17 protein-coding genes and 1 tRNA gene are annotated in these 16,120 nt (G+C 62.6%); 14 read left to right on the forward strand and 4 right to left on the reverse strand.

Annotation, left to right across the window (positions count from 1 at the left end):
- Nucleotides 1-11: 11 nt before the first annotated feature.
- Both gap and K3178_RS04880 read left to right on the forward strand, forming a co-directional pair.
- Complete coding sequence (gene gap, locus K3178_RS04875) at nt 12-1,019, forward strand: type I glyceraldehyde-3-phosphate dehydrogenase (protein WP_221570233.1); 1,008 nt, start codon at nt 12-14, stop codon at nt 1,017-1,019.
- Nucleotides 1,020-1,033: 14 nt separating this feature from the next.
- Nucleotides 1,034-2,233: a phosphoglycerate kinase gene (locus tag K3178_RS04880; protein ID WP_221570234.1), complete on the forward strand. Its 1,200-nt coding sequence runs from the start codon at nt 1,034-1,036 to the stop codon at nt 2,231-2,233.
- On the opposite strand, the gene K3178_RS04885 is transcribed toward K3178_RS04880, so the two are convergent.
- On the reverse strand, nt 2,230-2,988 hold the full coding sequence (locus K3178_RS04885) for a flavodoxin family protein (RefSeq protein ID WP_247713513.1): 759 nt from the start codon (nt 2,986-2,988) through the stop codon (nt 2,230-2,232). The genes K3178_RS04880 and K3178_RS04885 overlap by 4 nt on opposite strands.
- Nucleotides 2,989-3,114: 126 nt before the next feature.
- On the opposite strand from K3178_RS04885, the gene K3178_RS04890 reads away from it, so the two are divergent.
- Complete coding sequence (locus K3178_RS04890) at nt 3,115-4,002, forward strand: fructose bisphosphate aldolase (RefSeq protein WP_221570235.1); 888 nt, start codon at nt 3,115-3,117, stop codon at nt 4,000-4,002.
- Between the two features lie 9 nt (nt 4,003-4,011).
- On the opposite strand, the gene K3178_RS04895 is transcribed toward K3178_RS04890, so the two are convergent.
- A complete protein-coding gene (locus tag K3178_RS04895) occupies nt 4,012-5,082 on the reverse strand; it encodes a leucine-rich repeat domain-containing protein (RefSeq protein ID WP_221570236.1) in 1,071 nt (356 codons plus the stop codon).
- Nucleotides 5,083-5,189: 107 nt separating this feature from the next.
- Between K3178_RS04895 and thiE the strand changes: the two genes are divergently transcribed.
- The 3 genes from thiE to K3178_RS04910 are packed head-to-tail and all read left to right on the forward strand — an operon-like array spanning nt 5,190 to nt 7,855.
- A complete protein-coding gene (gene thiE, locus K3178_RS04900) occupies nt 5,190-5,819 on the forward strand; it encodes a thiamine phosphate synthase (protein ID WP_221570237.1) in 630 nt (209 codons plus the stop codon).
- Nucleotides 5,820-5,873: 54 nt separating this feature from the next.
- A complete protein-coding gene (locus K3178_RS04905; RefSeq protein ID WP_247713514.1) occupies nt 5,874-7,133 on the forward strand; it encodes a L,D-transpeptidase family protein in 1,260 nt (419 codons plus the stop codon).
- Between the two features lie 17 nt (nt 7,134-7,150).
- The gene (locus K3178_RS04910) at nt 7,151-7,855 is read left to right on the forward strand and encodes a M23 family metallopeptidase (RefSeq protein ID WP_221570238.1); all 705 of its coding nucleotides are present in this window, start codon (nt 7,151-7,153) and stop codon (nt 7,853-7,855) included.
- A gap of 3 nt (nt 7,856-7,858) precedes the next feature.
- Here the strand turns inward: K3178_RS04910 and K3178_RS04915 are convergent, their stop codons facing one another.
- Nucleotides 7,859-8,224 carry a hypothetical protein gene (locus tag K3178_RS04915; protein ID WP_247713515.1) on the reverse strand — a complete coding sequence of 122 codons (366 nt, stop codon included), beginning with the start codon at nt 8,222-8,224 and terminating at the stop codon, nt 7,859-7,861.
- A 141-nt stretch (nt 8,225-8,365) separates the two neighbouring features.
- Here K3178_RS04915 and efp point away from each other — a divergent pair, with 141 nt between their 5' ends.
- The 4 genes from efp to K3178_RS04935 all read left to right on the forward strand — a co-directional run bounded on the left by efp (nt 8,366) and on the right by K3178_RS04935 (nt 10,244).
- A complete protein-coding gene (gene efp, locus K3178_RS04920; protein ID WP_221570239.1) occupies nt 8,366-8,929 on the forward strand; it encodes an elongation factor P in 564 nt (187 codons plus the stop codon).
- 12 nt (nt 8,930-8,941) lie between these two features.
- Nucleotides 8,942-9,295, forward strand: coding sequence for a hypothetical protein (locus K3178_RS04925; protein WP_221570240.1), 354 nt, complete (start codon nt 8,942-8,944; stop codon nt 9,293-9,295).
- A 9-nt stretch (nt 9,296-9,304) separates the two neighbouring features.
- Complete coding sequence (locus K3178_RS04930; RefSeq protein WP_221570241.1) at nt 9,305-10,126, forward strand: inositol monophosphatase family protein; 822 nt, start codon at nt 9,305-9,307, stop codon at nt 10,124-10,126.
- Nucleotides 10,127-10,159: 33 nt separating this feature from the next.
- Nucleotides 10,160-10,244 (forward strand) — tRNA-Leu (locus tag K3178_RS04935).
- 10 nt (nt 10,245-10,254) lie between these two features.
- On the opposite strand, the gene K3178_RS04940 is transcribed toward K3178_RS04935, so the two are convergent.
- A complete protein-coding gene (locus K3178_RS04940; protein WP_221570242.1) occupies nt 10,255-11,352 on the reverse strand; it encodes an acyltransferase family protein in 1,098 nt (365 codons plus the stop codon).
- A gap of 170 nt (nt 11,353-11,522) precedes the next feature.
- Here K3178_RS04940 and K3178_RS04945 point away from each other — a divergent pair, with 170 nt between their 5' ends.
- From K3178_RS04945 to K3178_RS04960, 4 genes are all read left to right on the forward strand, one after another.
- Nucleotides 11,523-12,101: a winged helix-turn-helix domain-containing protein gene (locus tag K3178_RS04945; protein WP_221570243.1), complete on the forward strand. Its 579-nt coding sequence runs from the start codon at nt 11,523-11,525 to the stop codon at nt 12,099-12,101.
- A gap of 68 nt (nt 12,102-12,169) precedes the next feature.
- Complete coding sequence (locus tag K3178_RS04950; protein WP_221570244.1) at nt 12,170-12,778, forward strand: hypothetical protein; 609 nt, start codon at nt 12,170-12,172, stop codon at nt 12,776-12,778.
- 53 nt (nt 12,779-12,831) lie between these two features.
- Nucleotides 12,832-14,631 carry an SLC13 family permease gene (locus K3178_RS04955; protein ID WP_221570245.1) on the forward strand — a complete coding sequence of 600 codons (1,800 nt, stop codon included), beginning with the start codon at nt 12,832-12,834 and terminating at the stop codon, nt 14,629-14,631.
- A gap of 106 nt (nt 14,632-14,737) precedes the next feature.
- On the forward strand, nt 14,738-16,096 hold the full coding sequence (locus tag K3178_RS04960) for an amidohydrolase (protein ID WP_221570246.1): 1,359 nt from the start codon (nt 14,738-14,740) through the stop codon (nt 16,094-16,096).
- The last annotated feature ends 24 nt before the right edge of the window (nt 16,097-16,120 follow it).

A 16,120-nucleotide genomic window follows, 5' to 3' on the forward strand; every position in this document is an offset into this window, starting at 1 on the left:
GAGCTTTTCGCATGGCTACCAAGGTTGCAATCAACGGTTTCGGACGCATCGGACGCCTCGTGGCGCGCGCGATCCTCGAACGTGACGATCACGATCTCGAACTGGTTTCGATCAACGATCTCGCGGACACCAAGTCAAACGCGCTGCTGTTCCAGTACGACAGCACGCACGGCCGCTTCCCTGGCACGGTCGAAGTCGGCGAAGGCTTCCTGACCGTCAACGGCAAGAAGATCGCCGTCACCAGCGAACGCGATCCGGGCAATTTGCCGCACGCCGAGCAGGGCGTCGACATCGCGCTCGAATGCACCGGCTTTTTCCAGAGCCACGAAGCTGCCGAACCGCACCTCAAGGCAGGCGCCAAGCGCGTGCTGATCTCGGCTCCGGCCAAGAACGTTTCGGCCACCATCGTTTACGGCGTGAACCACGATGTGCTGACCGCGGAGGACGTGATCGTCTCGAACGCCAGCTGCACCACCAACTGCCTCTCGCCGATGGCCAAGGTGCTGCATGACACGGTCGGCATCGAGCGCGGTTTCATGACCACGATCCACAGCTACACCAACGACCAGCGCATGCTCGACCAGATGCACTCCGACATGCGCCGTGCGCGCGGCGGTGCGCAGAACATGATCCCGACCACCACCGGTGCTGCCCGTGCGGTCGGCCTGGTCCTGCCCGAACTGGCCGGCAAGCTCGACGGCTCGAGCGTGCGCGTGCCGACGCCCAACGTCAGCCTCGTCGATCTGGTGTTCACGCCGAAGCGCGATACCACCGCCGAAGAACTCAATGCCGCGCTCAAGGCAGCTTCGGAAGGCGCAATGAAGGGCGTGCTCGACTATACCGACCAGCCGCTCGTCAGCAGCGACTTCAACCACCACCCGGCGAGCTCGACCATCGACAGCCTCGAAACCAGCGTGATGGAAGGCAAGCTCTGCCGCGTCGTCAGCTGGTACGACAACGAATGGGGCTTCTCGAACCGCATGATCGACACCGCCGGTGTGATGGCGAAGTTCCTCTAAGGGAAGCCACCGAAATGAGCAGCTTCAAGACCCTGGACGACCTTGGCGATGTGACCGGCAAGGTCGCGCTTGTGCGCGTCGATCTGAACCTTCCGATGAAGGACGGATCGGCCACCGACGTCACGCGGGTCGAGGCGGTGAAACCCACCATCCTCGAACTCGCGGACAAGGGCGCCAAGGTCCTGCTGCTCGCCCATTTCGGCCGTCCCAAGGGCCAGCGCCATTCGACCATGAGTACCAGCTTCGTGCAGGGTGATGTGGAAAAGGTGCTGGACAAGGAAATCATGTTCATCCCCGAGGTCATGGGCCCGGTGGTCGAACAGAGCATCGGCATATTGTCGGATGGTGACATCGGCCTGCTCGACAACGTCCGCTTCTGGCCGGGCGAAGAGGCGAACGATCCCGAATTCGCGAAGGGCATTGCCGCCCACGGCAATTTCTACGTCAACGATGCCTTCTCCGCTGCCCACCGCGCGCACGCGAGCACCGAGGGACTGGCGCACCACCTCCCGGCCTATGCGGGCCGCGCGATGGAGGCCGAACTGAAGGCGCTCGACGCAGCGCTCGGCAATCCCGAACAGCCCGTTGCGGCCGTGGTCGGCGGGGCCAAGGTCTCGACCAAGCTCGACGTGCTCGAAAACCTCGTCGGCAAGGTACAGCACCTCATTATCGGCGGCGGGATGGCCAACACCTTCCTCGCCGCGCGCGGAGTGGATGTCGGCAAGTCGCTGTGCGAGCACGACCTCACCGACACCGCCAACCGCATCATCGATCAGGCCGACCATGCAGGTTGCACCGTACACCTCCCCTATGACGTGGTGGTGGCCAAGGAATTCGCCGCCAACCCGTCGAGCATGCGGGTCTGTAACGTCCACGAAGTCGCTGAGGACGAGATGATCCTCGACGTCGGTCCGCAGGCGGTCGAGGCGCTGGGCGATGTGCTCAAGACGTGCCGCACGCTGGTGTGGAACGGCCCCATGGGCGCATTCGAAACCGAACCCTTCGATGCCGCAACCGTGGCGCTCGCCAAGACGGCAGCGGCACTGACCGAAGGCGGTTCGCTGACCTCGGTTGCAGGCGGGGGCGATACCGTTGCCGCGCTGGCCCACGCAGGCGCGAAGGACGATTTCACCTTCGTTTCGACCGCAGGCGGCGCCTTCCTCGAATGGATGGAAGGCAAGGCGCTTCCGGGCGTGGCTGCGCTGACGGCCTAGCGATATTCGGGGTTGGGCGCATCGAAGCGGCGGCCTTCCTCCCATAGATCGACCGAATTGCCCCACGCGGGAATGCCGCCTGCATCCTTGAGCATGCGCGCCATGTGCATCAGGTTCCAGGTCATGAAGGTGGCATTGCGGCGAGTGAAGTCGTTGTCGAAGCCGACATAGCCGCTCCCGTCTTCCTTCGTATCGCCATAGCTGGGGCCGGGGCCGGCCTCGCCGATCCAGCCCGCATCGGCCTGCGGCGGGATGGTGTAGCCGACGTGCTGCAGCGAATAGAGGAGCCCCATGCCGACGTGCTTGATGCCGTCCTCGTTGCCCGTGACGATGCAGCCGCCGACCTTGCCGTAGAAGACATACTGGCCCTGATCGTTCGTCTGGCCCGAGTGCCCGTACAACCGCTCGATAAGTCGCTGGCAGACGGAGGATTTCTCGCCCAGCCAGATCGGCGTGCCAACCACGAGGATGTCGGCTGCCTCCACCTTTTCCCAGATTTCGGGCCAGTCGTCGGTATCCGCCCCATGCTCGGTCATGTCCGGATAGACGCCCGGCGCAATCTCGTGGTCAACCAGCCGCACCTGCTCGAGCCCGACCTTGTTCCGAACGAGGATCGTCTCGACCACCCCTAGCAGCTTGTCGGTATGCGAGCCCTCCGGACTGCGCTTGAGCGTGCAATTGACCGTCAGCGCTTTCAGGTCCGAAAAATCGGTGTCGTTCTCATCGCAAAGCTTTTCTTGCGTTTCGTCCAGCATGCATCTCTCCGCTTGTCTGTGACCAATACGTCTCGCCCCGTGAATAGTTACCGGCACGCAGTTGCGACTGCGAAACGAGGCGGCTATTGGGCCGCGCATACGTTTTCACGGATACGGGACGGACTCATGACCTTCGAAGAAATGCGCGAGCGGATCGCTCACGGACAGGGCTTTATTGCAGCACTCGACCAGTCGGGTGGCTCCACCCCCAAGGCGCTGCGCGGGTATGGCGTGGAAGACCATGAATGGGATGGCGACGACCAGATGTTCGGCATGATCCACGAAATGCGCCAGCGCATCATCGAAGCGCCCTGCTTCGGTAATGGCAAGGTGATCGGCGCGATCCTGTTCGAAAAGACCATGGAAGGCGAAAGCGGCGGCGTGACCGTGCCCGCCCGCCTCAAGGACCGCGGCATCGTGCCCTTCCTCAAGGTCGACAAGGGCCTCGAGGACGAGCGCGACGGTGCGCAGCTGATGAAGCCCAATCCGAACCTCGAAGCCATGTGTGCTCGGGCAAAGGAACTGGGCGTTTTCGGCACGAAGATGCGCAGCGTGATCAAGTCAGCCAACCCGGTCGGTATAAAGGAAGCAGTGCGTCAGCAGTTCGCCGACGGCGCGCGAATCCTCGCCTGCGGCCTCATGCCGATGCTCGAGCCCGAATACGACATCACTGCCGCAGATCGTGCCGAGGGCGAGAAGATCATGCTCGAAGCGATCGAGGAAGGTCTCGATGCGCTTCCAGAGGGGCAGCAGGTCATGCTCAAACTCTCGATCCCTGCCGAAGCGGGCCTGTTCGCCGGGCTGGTCAAGCATCCCAAGGTGCTGCGCGTGGTGGCGCTGTCAGGCGGTTATTCGACCGACGAAGCATGCGAGAAGCTCGCGCAGAACCCCGGCATGATCGCCAGCTTCAGCCGCGGCCTTCTGCAGGACCTGCGCAAGCAGCAGAGCGACGACGAGTTCGACGGCACGCTGTCGGGCGCGATCGACCAGATCCACGCCGCCAGCGTGGCCTGATCGAAAGACCTACTTGTAGAAGAAATTGGCGTCCGGGTGCTCTTCGAAGCGCAGGCCGAGTTCGCGTATCGCAGCCTCGGCCGCCGGACGTTCCCTCATCCGCTTCGGTATGATCTGGAGATAGGCGAGCGAGGCGGGCAGATCGATCTGCTCGAGCGTGAGACCCGTGCTGTGCGCGAAGAAGCTCTCCAGCGCCGGTAGCTCGCCGAGGCCGCGGAAATTGTGCAGTTTGGCAAGGCCGCCAAGCCATATGTGACGCAGCGCTGTATTCCCGCGTCCGGTCACGAGTTCGTCGATCCGCGACTGGTCCGACAGTCGCAATCGTTCGAGGGCGGGGAAGCGCTGCAGATCGCCGAGCTCCGACAGGAAGCGCACCCACTCGAAGGACAGGTCGCGCAGATTCGCGTGCGCCTTGAGGCTTTCGAGACTGTCCATTGCACCGACGGCGAATTTGAGCACTTCGAGCCCACGCATGTCCTCGATGAATCCGAGGTCCAGCTTCTTCGCCGGGTAAAGCACCAGCTCGCGCAAGCGATCCAGTGCCCCGATGGCCTCGACATTGCGATACTGGCCCATCAGCCGCAGCGTTTCGAGCTTCCCGGCATCAGCGAGAGGCGACAGGTCGAGCTTTCGATCAGGCGTTTCGACAAGCGTCAGCCGCTTGAGTCGTTCGACACCAATCTTCTCCAGGCGCTTCGGATCGTCGCAAAAGGCGACGTCATGGCAGAAGACCTCCAGGTGGTCGAGCTCGCCCACCACTTCGGGATGTTCGAAATCGAAGGAGGATACCTGCAGGTTCTGGACCCGCGGAAATGTGCGCAGCAGCTTCCCGTCGAGAGGCTGCGAATAGAAATAGAGGTTGAGTCTCTCGCCAAGCTTGTCGCAGGCCTCGTTGAGCAAACCGACAAAGGTTTCCGAGCTGACTGTTTCTAGCGAAGTGATCTGGCCCTCGAGGTCGATGCGGTGCAGCACGACATCGCCTGATCCGCGCCACTCCGGGATGTTATAGAGAAAGCTTTTTGGGAGGTCCCAATTCTCGATAACCCATCGCGGGTCGAACATGGTGTACGGCTCGATCATTCCGCGTCGACTAGTAAATCGCGATTAGCATGCGGTAAACGCGGCTTCGGGCGGCAAGCGGGACAGGTGCATTGCCTAAAGCGTTGCGTCCACTATTGAGCGTTTGCATGAACGACGTTCCCACCCAGCTATACCTGATCTCCCCGCTCGATGTGTCAGGCGACTTCCCGCAGCGTCTGGAAAGGGCGCTCGAGGCGGGCAAGGGCATTGTCACCGCCTTCCAGTTCCGCGTGAAGGGGCTGGACCAGCACGAGGCGGCGGCACTGGCCGAGCCGCTGCAGGAAATCTGCGCCGCGCATGAAGTGGCTTTCATCGTCAACGATTCCATTGCGCTCGCCAAGCGATTGAAGGCCGATGGTGTGCACCTTGGCCAGGGCGATGGCGATGTCGGCGAGGCGCGCGAGGAGCTGGGCCGCGATGCGCAGATCGGGGTGACCTGCCATGCCTCGCGCCACCTCGCGATCGAGGCGGGCGAGGCGGGAGCGGACTATGTCGCTTTCGGAGCCTTCTTCCCCAGCGAGACCAAGGAAACCGAACACCGCGCCGAGACTGACCTCCTCGAATGGTGGCACGAGATGGTCGAGATCCCCTCGGTTGCCATCGGGGGGATTACGCCTGCCAATTGCGGCCCCTTGGTGAAGGCCGGTGCGGATTTCCTCGCCGTCTCGGGCGCGGTTTGGTCTGGCGACGAGGTTGCGGCGGTAAAATCCTTTGCGGAGCAAATCGCGAAGGCGTGAGTTATCTCTCCTGTACGGGGCGGGTCGCCTCCCCGAAATCCAGGAGAGGTCCTCATGCGTAACCTGTTGTTTGTCGCCGTTTCCTCGCTCGCCCTTGCCGCCTGCGGCATGAACGGTGCGGAAGAAGACACCGATACCACCACCGCCCAGACGGCGCCTGCCGAAGACTACGGCTACGAGACTTATGACGAGGACAACCTCGCCGATTCCATGGCCTCGAACGACGATGCCTATGGCATGGGCGACAGCGTGGCGCGCGAGGACGATGCCATCCCCGACAGCGAGGAGCGTCCGATCATGCAGGCTCAGGTCGTACTCGACCGCGTGGGCTTCGGCCCCGGTGTGATCGACGGCAAGATGGGAATGAGCACCGAGAACGCGCTCAGGGGCTTCCAGGAAGCCAACGACCTCGATGTGACCGGCGAGCTGGACGAGGCGACCAAGACTGCGCTTAGCGACTGGGATTCGATCCCGGCCACGCGCGTCGTCACCATCCCGGCCAGCTGGTCCAGCGCGGAATATGTCGACATTCCCGAGGATCCTGAGGGCATGGCAAAGCTTGAAAGTCTCGGCTACAAATCGCTCGACGAGCGCCTGGCAGAACGTTTCCACACCACCGTCGACGTATTGAAGGCGCTCAATCCCAATGGGCGTCCGGCGGGGATGAATGCCAAGGGCGAAGATTCCACGGCAACGTCGTCTTCGCAGTCGACCACCGAGGTCAAAACGGAAAAAACCCCGCCTCATACCGACGAAGGCAAGGCCAGGATCGAAAGTTATTTCACCGCCGGTCAGCAAATCCGCGTGCCCAATATAGGGGGCGACCGGATCGAGAAGGGCAAGATCGACAATCGCGACTGGCAGCGCACTCTCGCCAGCCTGGGCGTGGGCTCCGACCAGCCCGAAGTCGATCGCATTGTCGTGAGCAAGGCGGGCAAGACGCTGAAGGCCTACCAGGGCGACAAGCTCGTCGCCCTGTTCACAGTCAGCTCCGGTTCGAGCGAATTCCCCCTGCCGCTGGGCGAATGGGACATTGTGGGCGAAGCATACAATCCGCCATACAACTATGATCCTTCTGTCCTGTCGGGCGGCAAGGAAGAAGGGAAGGAATATACCCTTCCGCCAGGACCCAATTCCCCCGTCGGCATAGTGTGGATCGATCTGAGCAAGGAACATTACGGCATCCACGGCACGCCCGACCCGGAAACCATCGGCCGCGCACAATCGAGCGGCTGTGTTCGCCTGACGAATTGGGACGCCGCGCGGCTTGCCGGAATGGTCAGCCAGTCCACGCAGGTGATTTTCGAGGCGTAAGGGGCTAGGGGAGGGCTATGAACTTCGTCGACCGACTGCTCACCGTCATCATCACCGCCACGATCACCAGTGCGATCTGGATCGTGGCGGGGGGATCACTGATCGAGAATGCATCCGGCGAGGGACAGCGTGACAGTACGCGGCCAGCTGAGGCTGCGCCCAGCCCGTCGCCAACAAGCACGGATCCGGCACAAGCCGGTTCCCCGACGCCCGTATCGCAGGAAGCGCGTAAGGCCGAAGCGCTCGATACCGAGTTCGCGCGCCCGATCGATATGAGCAAGGCGGGCGAACTCGTCATTCCAGTGCTGAACGTCCGCCCCAGCGAGCTGTCCGATACCTATAGCGACGCGCGCGGAGGCGGTGAGCGCCTGCACGAGGCGATCGACATCATGGCGCCGACCGGGACCAGCGTGGTGGCGGCTGCACCGGGCGTAATCGAAAAGCTGTTCACCTCGGACGCTGGCGGGCTGACGATGTATATCCGTTCGAACGATGGGCGCACGATCCACTATTATGCCCATCTCGACAAATATGCAGACGGATTGAAGGAAGGACAGAAGGTCCGTCGCGGGCAGCGGCTGGGCGCGGTCGGTTCGACCGGCAACGCCTCGCCCGACGCGCCGCATCTTCATTTCGCGATCCTGCAGACAACACCCGATTCGGAATGGTGGGAGCCGGCAAATCCGGTCAATCCTTACCCGCTGCTTAGGCGCGGGCGGTAGGTTTTAGTCGGTCACAGGACCAGAGCGATGACAGCGCATGCGGCCAAGCTTGCCCGCTCTGTCGACCTCCTGCAGCATGCCGGAAGACACGCGCATCATCTGGGTGCCCTTCATCGGTCCTCGGGTGAAGGTCACGCGCTTGCCTTCGAGAAGGTAGGTGCCCGCGCCGTTTCCTGCCTTGTAGCTAGAAGCGCCGGTAATCTGGAAACCGCGCCCTTCGAGCTCGTTCCACGCAGCGCCATTGGCTGCACCGGGCAGGGCGCATACATATTCGCCCTGCGGCAGCAGGCCGAGCCGTCCCTGCGCATCGGCGGGGGTTGCAGCGAGCGTCGCGGCGGACGCCACTATGGCGATAGCAAGCGGTTTCATCTCATGCCCTCCAGTTCTCCCATATAGGGAAAATGCCGCAAAATTTCCACCACCTTGCCGCCGGGCCTTCCACCCTGTAAGGCGCGCTCCACATTGCTGCCCGCATCACGGCAGCGCTCTTTCACATCGAGGCAAACTCCCATGAAGATCAGCGGCGTGGACATCCGTCCGGGCAACATCATCGAATACGAAGGCGGCATCTGGAAGGTCGCGAAGATCCAGCACACCCAGCCGGGCAAGGGCGGCGCCTACATGCAGGTCGAAATGAAGAACCTGCAGGATGGTCGCAAGACCAACGTCCGCTTCCGCAGCGCCGACACGGTCGAAAAGGTGCGCCTCGAGACGCAGGAATACCAGTTCCTCTACGAAGACGGCGACATGCTCGTCTTCATGGACCAGAACACCTACGAGCAGATCACGCTTCCGTCCGACCTGCTCGGCGATGCGCGTCCCTTCCTTCAGGACGGGATGCAGGTGAAGCTCGAACTGTGGGAAGAAAAGCCGATTTCGGTCGAACTGCCCGCACAGATCGAAGCCGAAATCGTCGAGGCCGATGCCGTGGTGAAGGGGCAGACCGCCTCGTCCAGCTACAAGCCCGCCGTGCTCGATAATGGTGTGCGCATCATGGTCCCGCCGCATATCGAAAGCGGCACGCGGATCGTGGTCGACGTTTACGAACAGACTTACGTCGGCAAGGCTAACTAAGAGGTCGCATCCATGGGCAAATCCATCGCCAGCCGTTTCGACAATGTCGACATCGCCAAGAGCACGCTGCGCGCGGTCATCATCAACGATGACGAGTTGACGCTGGAGATGGATTTCTGCCTCGAGCCCGGTCACGACGATTACGAGACCCCGCTCGAAGGTGAAGACTGCTGCTGGCATCCCGGCATGCTCAAGTTCGCCGGCATCAGCACGCTGCAGCTCGACCGCCGCGAGGCCGCCAGCGACAAGATGCAGCGCCGCTTCGCGATCGAGAAATTCAATATCGAGGGCACGAAGTTCGACATGGAATGCGAGTGGGGCGACATCCACCTCGCCGCCCGGTCGATCCGCGTCCTCACCGAGTAAGAGAAGACAATGGCCGTACTTTCCGGACTGATCCGCGTGATGGAGAAAGCCGCACGCAAGGCGGGTGGCCGCCTGCGCCGCGACTTCGGCGAGATCGAACACCTCCAGGCGAGCCGCAAGGGCCCTGCCGACTTCGTGTCGAAGGCGGACCTTCGCGCCGAACGCACGATCTACGACGAACTGCTCGCTGCGCGCCCCGACTGGGGTTTCGAGATGGAAGAGGCGGGCACGATCGAGGGCGCGGAAGGCATGCCGCGCTGGATCGTCGACCCGCTCGACGGCACCAGCAATTTCCTGCACGGCATTCCGCATTTCGCGATCAGTATCGCGGTGCAGGAAAGGAAGCTCGGCAGCGACGAATGGGGCGATGTGACCGCTGCGGTCATCTATAACCCGATCACCGACGAGACGTTTTGGGCAGAAAAGAGCCGCGGGGCATGGCTGCACGACGGGCGCCTGCGCGTCTCCTCGCGCCGCAATCCGTCCGAGGCACTGATCGCCACGGGTATCCCGTTTCACGGCCATGGCGATTTTGCCGAATGGTCCAAGATCTTCAATGCCATCGGTCCGCAGGTGGCTGGCATCCGCCGCTTCGGTGCCGCCTCGCTCGACCTCGCCTGGCTGGCAGCTGGCCGCTACGACGGGTTCTGGGAAAGCGGTCTCAACGAGTGGGACACTGCAGCGGGCTGCCTGATCGTGCGCGAAGCGGGCGGTTTCGTATCCGATTTCCGCGGGCGTTCCGAAGCGATCCACTCGAAGCAGGTGCTGGCCGCGAACGACCAGCTGCACTCGCGGCTTCACAAGCTGCTCGCAAACGCCTTGAAAGGCTGACCCGGCGCGGCTAGTGCCCGCGCTCCAACACGTGCCTCTGTGGCGGAATTGGTAGACGCGCTCGACTCAAAATCGAGTTTCTTCGGAAGTGCCGGTTCGAGTCCGGCCAGAGGTACCACCACCCATCGTCAGGGCGTCGCCGGCGCCATTTCCTCGATCGAACCCGCATCGTTTGCGGGCACGAGGCCCCTCGCGCGGCGCTGGCGCCAGCGGTCGACGGGGCGTTCGATGAACTGCAGGATCGCGGCCGAGAGGGCCAGCGTGATGACGATGGTGGTCCAGGTCGGGTAGGGCCATTCGTAGATCAGCACCGGTGCCATCACCAGCAGGTGGGTGAGATAGATCGGATAGCTCAGTTCGCCGATCCAGCGATCCGTTTTCCACTGCCGCGTCGCGCAGAATGCGAAGGGCGTGCCCACGGCAACGCCGAAATAGATCAGCCAGGATTGCACGTCGCCCGACCAACCGAGCTGCGGCATTCCGACGATCAGCGCGATAAGCGCCGCCAGCACCGCGAAGTGGGCGGCACGCGGGAGCTTCTCCACCAGCGGCATCGCGCGGTAGGCGAGCATGCCGAAGAGAAACATGAACAGGACGGTGACGAACAGCCGCCCCTGCCACAGCGGGAATTCCACCGGCAGGAGATGACCGAGAAACCGCAGGCCGATGCTCGCCCCCGCGATCGCCAGCAGCGTGCGCAAGTGTCGCTTCGCCAGCCACGGCGCGATGGCGTAGAACATCAGCTCGAGCGACAGGCTCCAGCTTTGCGGCACGAGCAGCGCCTGGAAGGCGACCGCGCTCGTTTCGGTCGGCATGCCGCCGTAGGGATCGAAATTCAGCCCACCCGCCTCATCGATCATGAACCAGTAGGTCCAGTGCTGGCCGATCACGAATATGTTCTCGAACAGCATCACGGCCGCCGACAGGGGATTGGTGAACACCGCCTCGAAAATGCCGGGTGAGGAGGTGACTGTCAGGCCGAAACCGAACAGCGCCACACCGGCGATCAGCATCATCGCGAAATAGGCCGGAGCAAGGCGCAGCAGGCGGTTCGAATAGAACAGCTTCGTGTCCGAGTATTTCCGGTCGAGCACCAGCGCCATGTAGAAGCCCGAGACCACGAAGAAGGCCTGCACAGCCAACCCGCCATGGATGAACTTCACCGTGGAGGTGGGCATGTGTGCAAGCAGCACGGCAAGAGCGAGTAAGAAGCGGACCAATCCCATCGATATTCCCCGAGGTTCCCTTGAAACGGGAGCGCTCCTATTCAAACTAGCATAAAAAAATGAATTGAAATCGGGCGGGGTGCGACCTCCCTCGACGAATGACATGTTGCCTCGCGCCAGCCCTGCGGCCTATTCGCTTTGGCAAGGGTTCTTGAACAGGGGACGAGGAATTGCCGCAGAAGCCGACCGCCAACGCGAGGGAGCAGGACGAGTGGATCCTGCGCGAAGACCAGCTTGCCTGCCTCGCGTCTGCAACCCGCATGGATATCGTCGACCATCTTGCCGCACACGGGCCCATGGCCGTGCGCGAGCTGGCCCCGGCAATCGGCATGAAGCCGTCCGCCATCTATCATCACCTCGAACAGCTCGTCGAAGTCGGACTTGTCGCGGATACGGGTAGCAGGACGCATAACGGCAAGGCGGAAGCGCTCTACAACACGCCTTCGCGCCGGATGCGCCTGCGTCGCGCACTCGAGGATCCGGCCAATGCCGAGACGATGCAGAAGATCGTCACCGCGCTCGGCCGCCGCGCCCAGCGCGACTTTTCGCAAGGGCAGCGTCAGGCCGAAGTGCGTGCGAGCGGGGATGCGCGCAACCTCGGCTTCTTCCGCCTTGTCAACCGGATGGATGCCAAGCGGCTCGCGCGGATGAACGCACTGCTCGACGAGGTCGCCGAGCTGATGTGGCAGGAAGGTGACGAAGATGGGGAACTGGTCGCCCTGACCTGGGTCATGGCGCCGCTCGGCTGATTGTAACCTTTCGTGCTAACCGTGCGGATGATGGGCGCAGCACGATCACATCCGGCGCGAGGTTCCCCATGCAGTTTTCCATCCGATCATCGATGACGGTCATCGCCGCAGCACTGTTGCTGCTGGTGGGCACGCAGGTCTTCTACATGACCGTCGTTTCTCCGGCCGGGCCCGAAACCGTCCTGCGCCCGATCACCTGGATGGTCGAAATGGCCGCTTTCACGCTAATTGCGGTCGCGGCGCTGACGCTTTCGGCGCGGTCGCCAATCGCGCCTCTCGCGTGGTCGGCAATCTGCGTGGGTGCGCTGTTCAACATTATCCAGGTCGGCATGGGCTTGTCGATGTTCGCTCCGGCTGCGGCTGCGCAGGAGCAGGTGCCGTCCTTGTTCGATACGATCCTCAAGGGGGCTTTCTTTCTCTATTTTGCAGGCAAGGCGTTGTTCGCCATGGCGGCGATCGGGTTCGGAATGGTTCTCGTGACCGATCGCGGAGGAAAGAAACTCGTGGGAGCGCTGGCAATCCTCGCCGGTTTGGCAGGGACAATCCTCTCCATCATCGCCATGCCTAGCGGTCTTGCCTGGATGATGCCTGCCGGAATTGCAGGGACGCTGGCCACGGCCCTGCTGGCCGTTGCGATCCTTTGTCTGCGCAGCCGAGCAACCGACATCGAAAATTAGCTTTTGCTAATATCCTTGCATAAGTCTCTGAGGTTTGGGAATCGCGCACCTGAATGATCGGGATGCCGTCCTACCACGCTATTGCCGCCATGGTCGTGACCATCGCGATGTTCGTCGCCTTTGCGCGCGGACGCATGACTATCGAGATCATTTCGCTGCTGACGATCGCGGTGATCGCGGTGGGTCTCTATTTCTTTCCGCTCGAGGGTCAGTCGCCGACCGATGGCCTTGCCATCGCCTTCGGCGGCTTCGGCCATTACGCACTGATCACGATCTGCGCACTGATGATCCTCGGGCGCGGCCTGATCGTCACCGGGGCGCTGGAGCCGGCCGCACGGTTGCTGGAGCGGGTGTTCAAGTTCAACCTCCAGCTGGGGTTGTTGTTTTCGCTCTTCATCGCCTTCGCACTGTCGATGTTCGTCAACAACACGCCGGTGCTGGTCCTGCTCATCCCGATCTTCGTCACGCTTGCCGCCCGCGGCGCGCTGCCTGCATCGAAGACCCTCATGCCGCTCAATGCCGCTTCGCTGATCGGCGGATTGGCCACTACCATCGGCACTTCGACCAACATTCTCGTCGTATCGATCGCGGTGGATCTCGGCATGCCGATGATGAGCGTGTTCCATTTCACCCCCATCGTACTCATGGCTGCGGTGGTGGCGTTGCCTTATATCTGGCTGGTCATGCCCAGGATGCTGCGTGACAACCGTGTCGTCCTCCCACAGAACCAGCGCCGCTTTTTTACCCGCCTGCGCGTAACCGAGAACAGCCTGATGAACGGGCGCGAACTGGCGCAGATCGCCTCGCGCCTGCCGTCGGGGATCGAATTCCACGACGTGAAGCCAGGCCTGTTTCGCCCGGGACAGCGGATCAAGGTTTCAGGCACGCATGAGGCAATCGAGGAGGCCATCGCGGTCATGCGCGGGGAGGCGGCGCCCGGTTGGGTTCTCGAACGCATCAAGCGCGCGCATAACGAAACGGGTGAAGACATCGAAGTAGTCGAAATGACGGTCACCGCCGACAGCCGCCTGATCAATCGCACTCTTCCGACTTCTGGCATAGCCGACCTCTATGGGGTGGCGGTTGTCGGCATCCATCGCCCCGACACGGTGATCGGCCAGAAAGACCAGTATAGCGACGTCGGCGATATCCGTATGCGTGAGGGCGATGTGCTGCTGGTGATGGGTATCCAGCACGATCTTGAAACCTTCGCCACGGCCGACAGCCTGCTGCAGCTCGAAGGCCGGCGCGAATTACCGCGTCGCTCCAAGGCTGCGCTGGCCGCCACGATAATGGGCGTTTCGGTCCTGCTTGCCTCGATCGGTATCCTTCCGATCGCCATTGCCGCACTTGGTGGGGCGATCCTGATGTTCGTTACCGGCTGCGTGAAATTCGACCGCGTGGGCAGGGCCCTGTCCGCACAGGTCATCGTGCTGGTTGCCGCCAGTATCGCCATCGGCCGCATCATCGACGAGAGCGGGGCAGCGGCATGGCTTGGCGAATTGCTATCCTATGGCCTTCAGTTCCTCTCGCCCGCGCTTGTCCTGGCCGCGATCATGGTCTTCGTGACCATCCTCACGAACTTTGCCTCCAACGCGACTGCTGCAACCGTGGGCACCCCCATCGCCTTTGCAGTCGCCGCGCAGCTGGGCCTGCCGCCCGAACCGCTGGTGCTGGCCGTGCTGTTCGGCTGCAATCTCTCTTATGCGACACCCATCGCCTATCAGACAAACATGCTGATCATGGCCGAGGGCAGCTACCAGTTCGGAGACTATGTGAAGACCGGTGTGCCGCTCGTGCTGATCATGGTGACGGCGCTGTCGGTCGGTCTGGTGCTGACCTATGGACTTTAGTTGCGGTCTCTAACGCTTTCCTATTGGTGCGGGCTCTGCCAGTCTCGCGCTGACATATGACCAGTTTCGCGGATGGGGAGATCTTCTCCCCAGGACCGTGTTCCACATGTTCCAAGCTGAGGGGATTGCCGTGCTGAATTCCAACCTGCGTCCAACACTCGTGGCGGCCTGTGCTGCGCTTGCCTTTGCCGCTCCTGCCAACGCGCAGGACCTGCGTGCCAGCCTCGAAGAGGACATGCCGGAACTGATGGAGCTCTACCGCGATCTCCACGCCAATCCCGAACTCAGCTTCGAAGAGCATCAGACCGCCGCCAAGCTGGCCAAGCGGATGCGCGCGCTCGGCTTCGAAGTGACCGAGGGCGTCGGCCAGACCGGCGTGGTCTCTGTGATGAAAAACGGCGATGGGCCGGTGGTCATGCTGCGTGCGGACATGGACGGCCTGCCGGTAATCGAGCAGACCGGATTGCCTTACGCCAGCAAGGTCACCGCCACGCCTGCCAGCGGCGTGACCACGGGCGTCATGCACGCCTGCGGACACGACACGCACATGACCGGCTTCATCGGCGCGGCCCAGCTGCTGGCCGAACGCAAGGATGAATGGAGCGGAACGCTGGTGATGATCCTGCAGCCCGCCGAGGAACTGGGGCTGGGCGCGCTCGCCATGATCGAGGACGGCCTCTACACCCGCTTTCCCAAGCCAGAGTACGTGCTTGCCTTCCATGACGCCGCCGCGCCTGCGCCGGCAGGGACCATCGGCTATACGCCCGGCTATGCGCTGGCGAACGTCGACAGCGTCGATATCCATGTGAAGGGTGTCGGCGGGCACGGTGCCTATCCGCACACCACGCGCGATCCGATCGTGCTGGCGAGTGCGATCGTGATGAAGCTGCAGACGGTGGTGAGCCGCAATAGCTCGCCGCTCGATCCGGCCGTCATAACGGTGGGCAGCTTCCATGCGGGCGCGAAGCACAACATCATCTCGGATGAAGCGAAGCTGCAGCTGACAGTGCGCAGCTATTCGGACGAGAGCCGCCAGCTCCTGCTCGACGGCATCCGCCGCGTGGCGCGGGGCGAGGCGATCACAGCGGGCCTTCCCGAAGAGCTCTACCCCGTGGTGACGGTGGAGGACCCGTACACGCCCTCGACCTTCAACGATCCGGGTTTCAGCGAAGAGCGCGCCAGCGCCTTTCGCGCGCGGTTCGGCGAGGATCGGGTGATGCAATGGCCCGCGGTGATGGGAGGGGAAGATTTCAGCCAGTTCCGCCGCGCGGATCCGGAAGGGGTGAAATCGATGATCTTCTGGATCAGCGGTACGCCCGACGCGATGCTCAAGGCGATGAAGGAGGAGGGCAAGCCGCTTCCCTCGTTGCACTCGCCGTTCTGGGCCCCCGATGCAGAGGCGGTTGTCAGGACCGGCGCCGAAGCGCTCGCCAGCGCAGCGCTCGACCTAATGCCTGCGCCCTAGGTTTCTTTGGCGGCGAATAAATTG

The sequence above is a fragment of the Qipengyuania sphaerica genome (genome assembly GCF_019711595.1).
Lineage (GTDB): Bacteria > Pseudomonadota > Alphaproteobacteria > Sphingomonadales > Sphingomonadaceae > Qipengyuania > Qipengyuania sphaerica.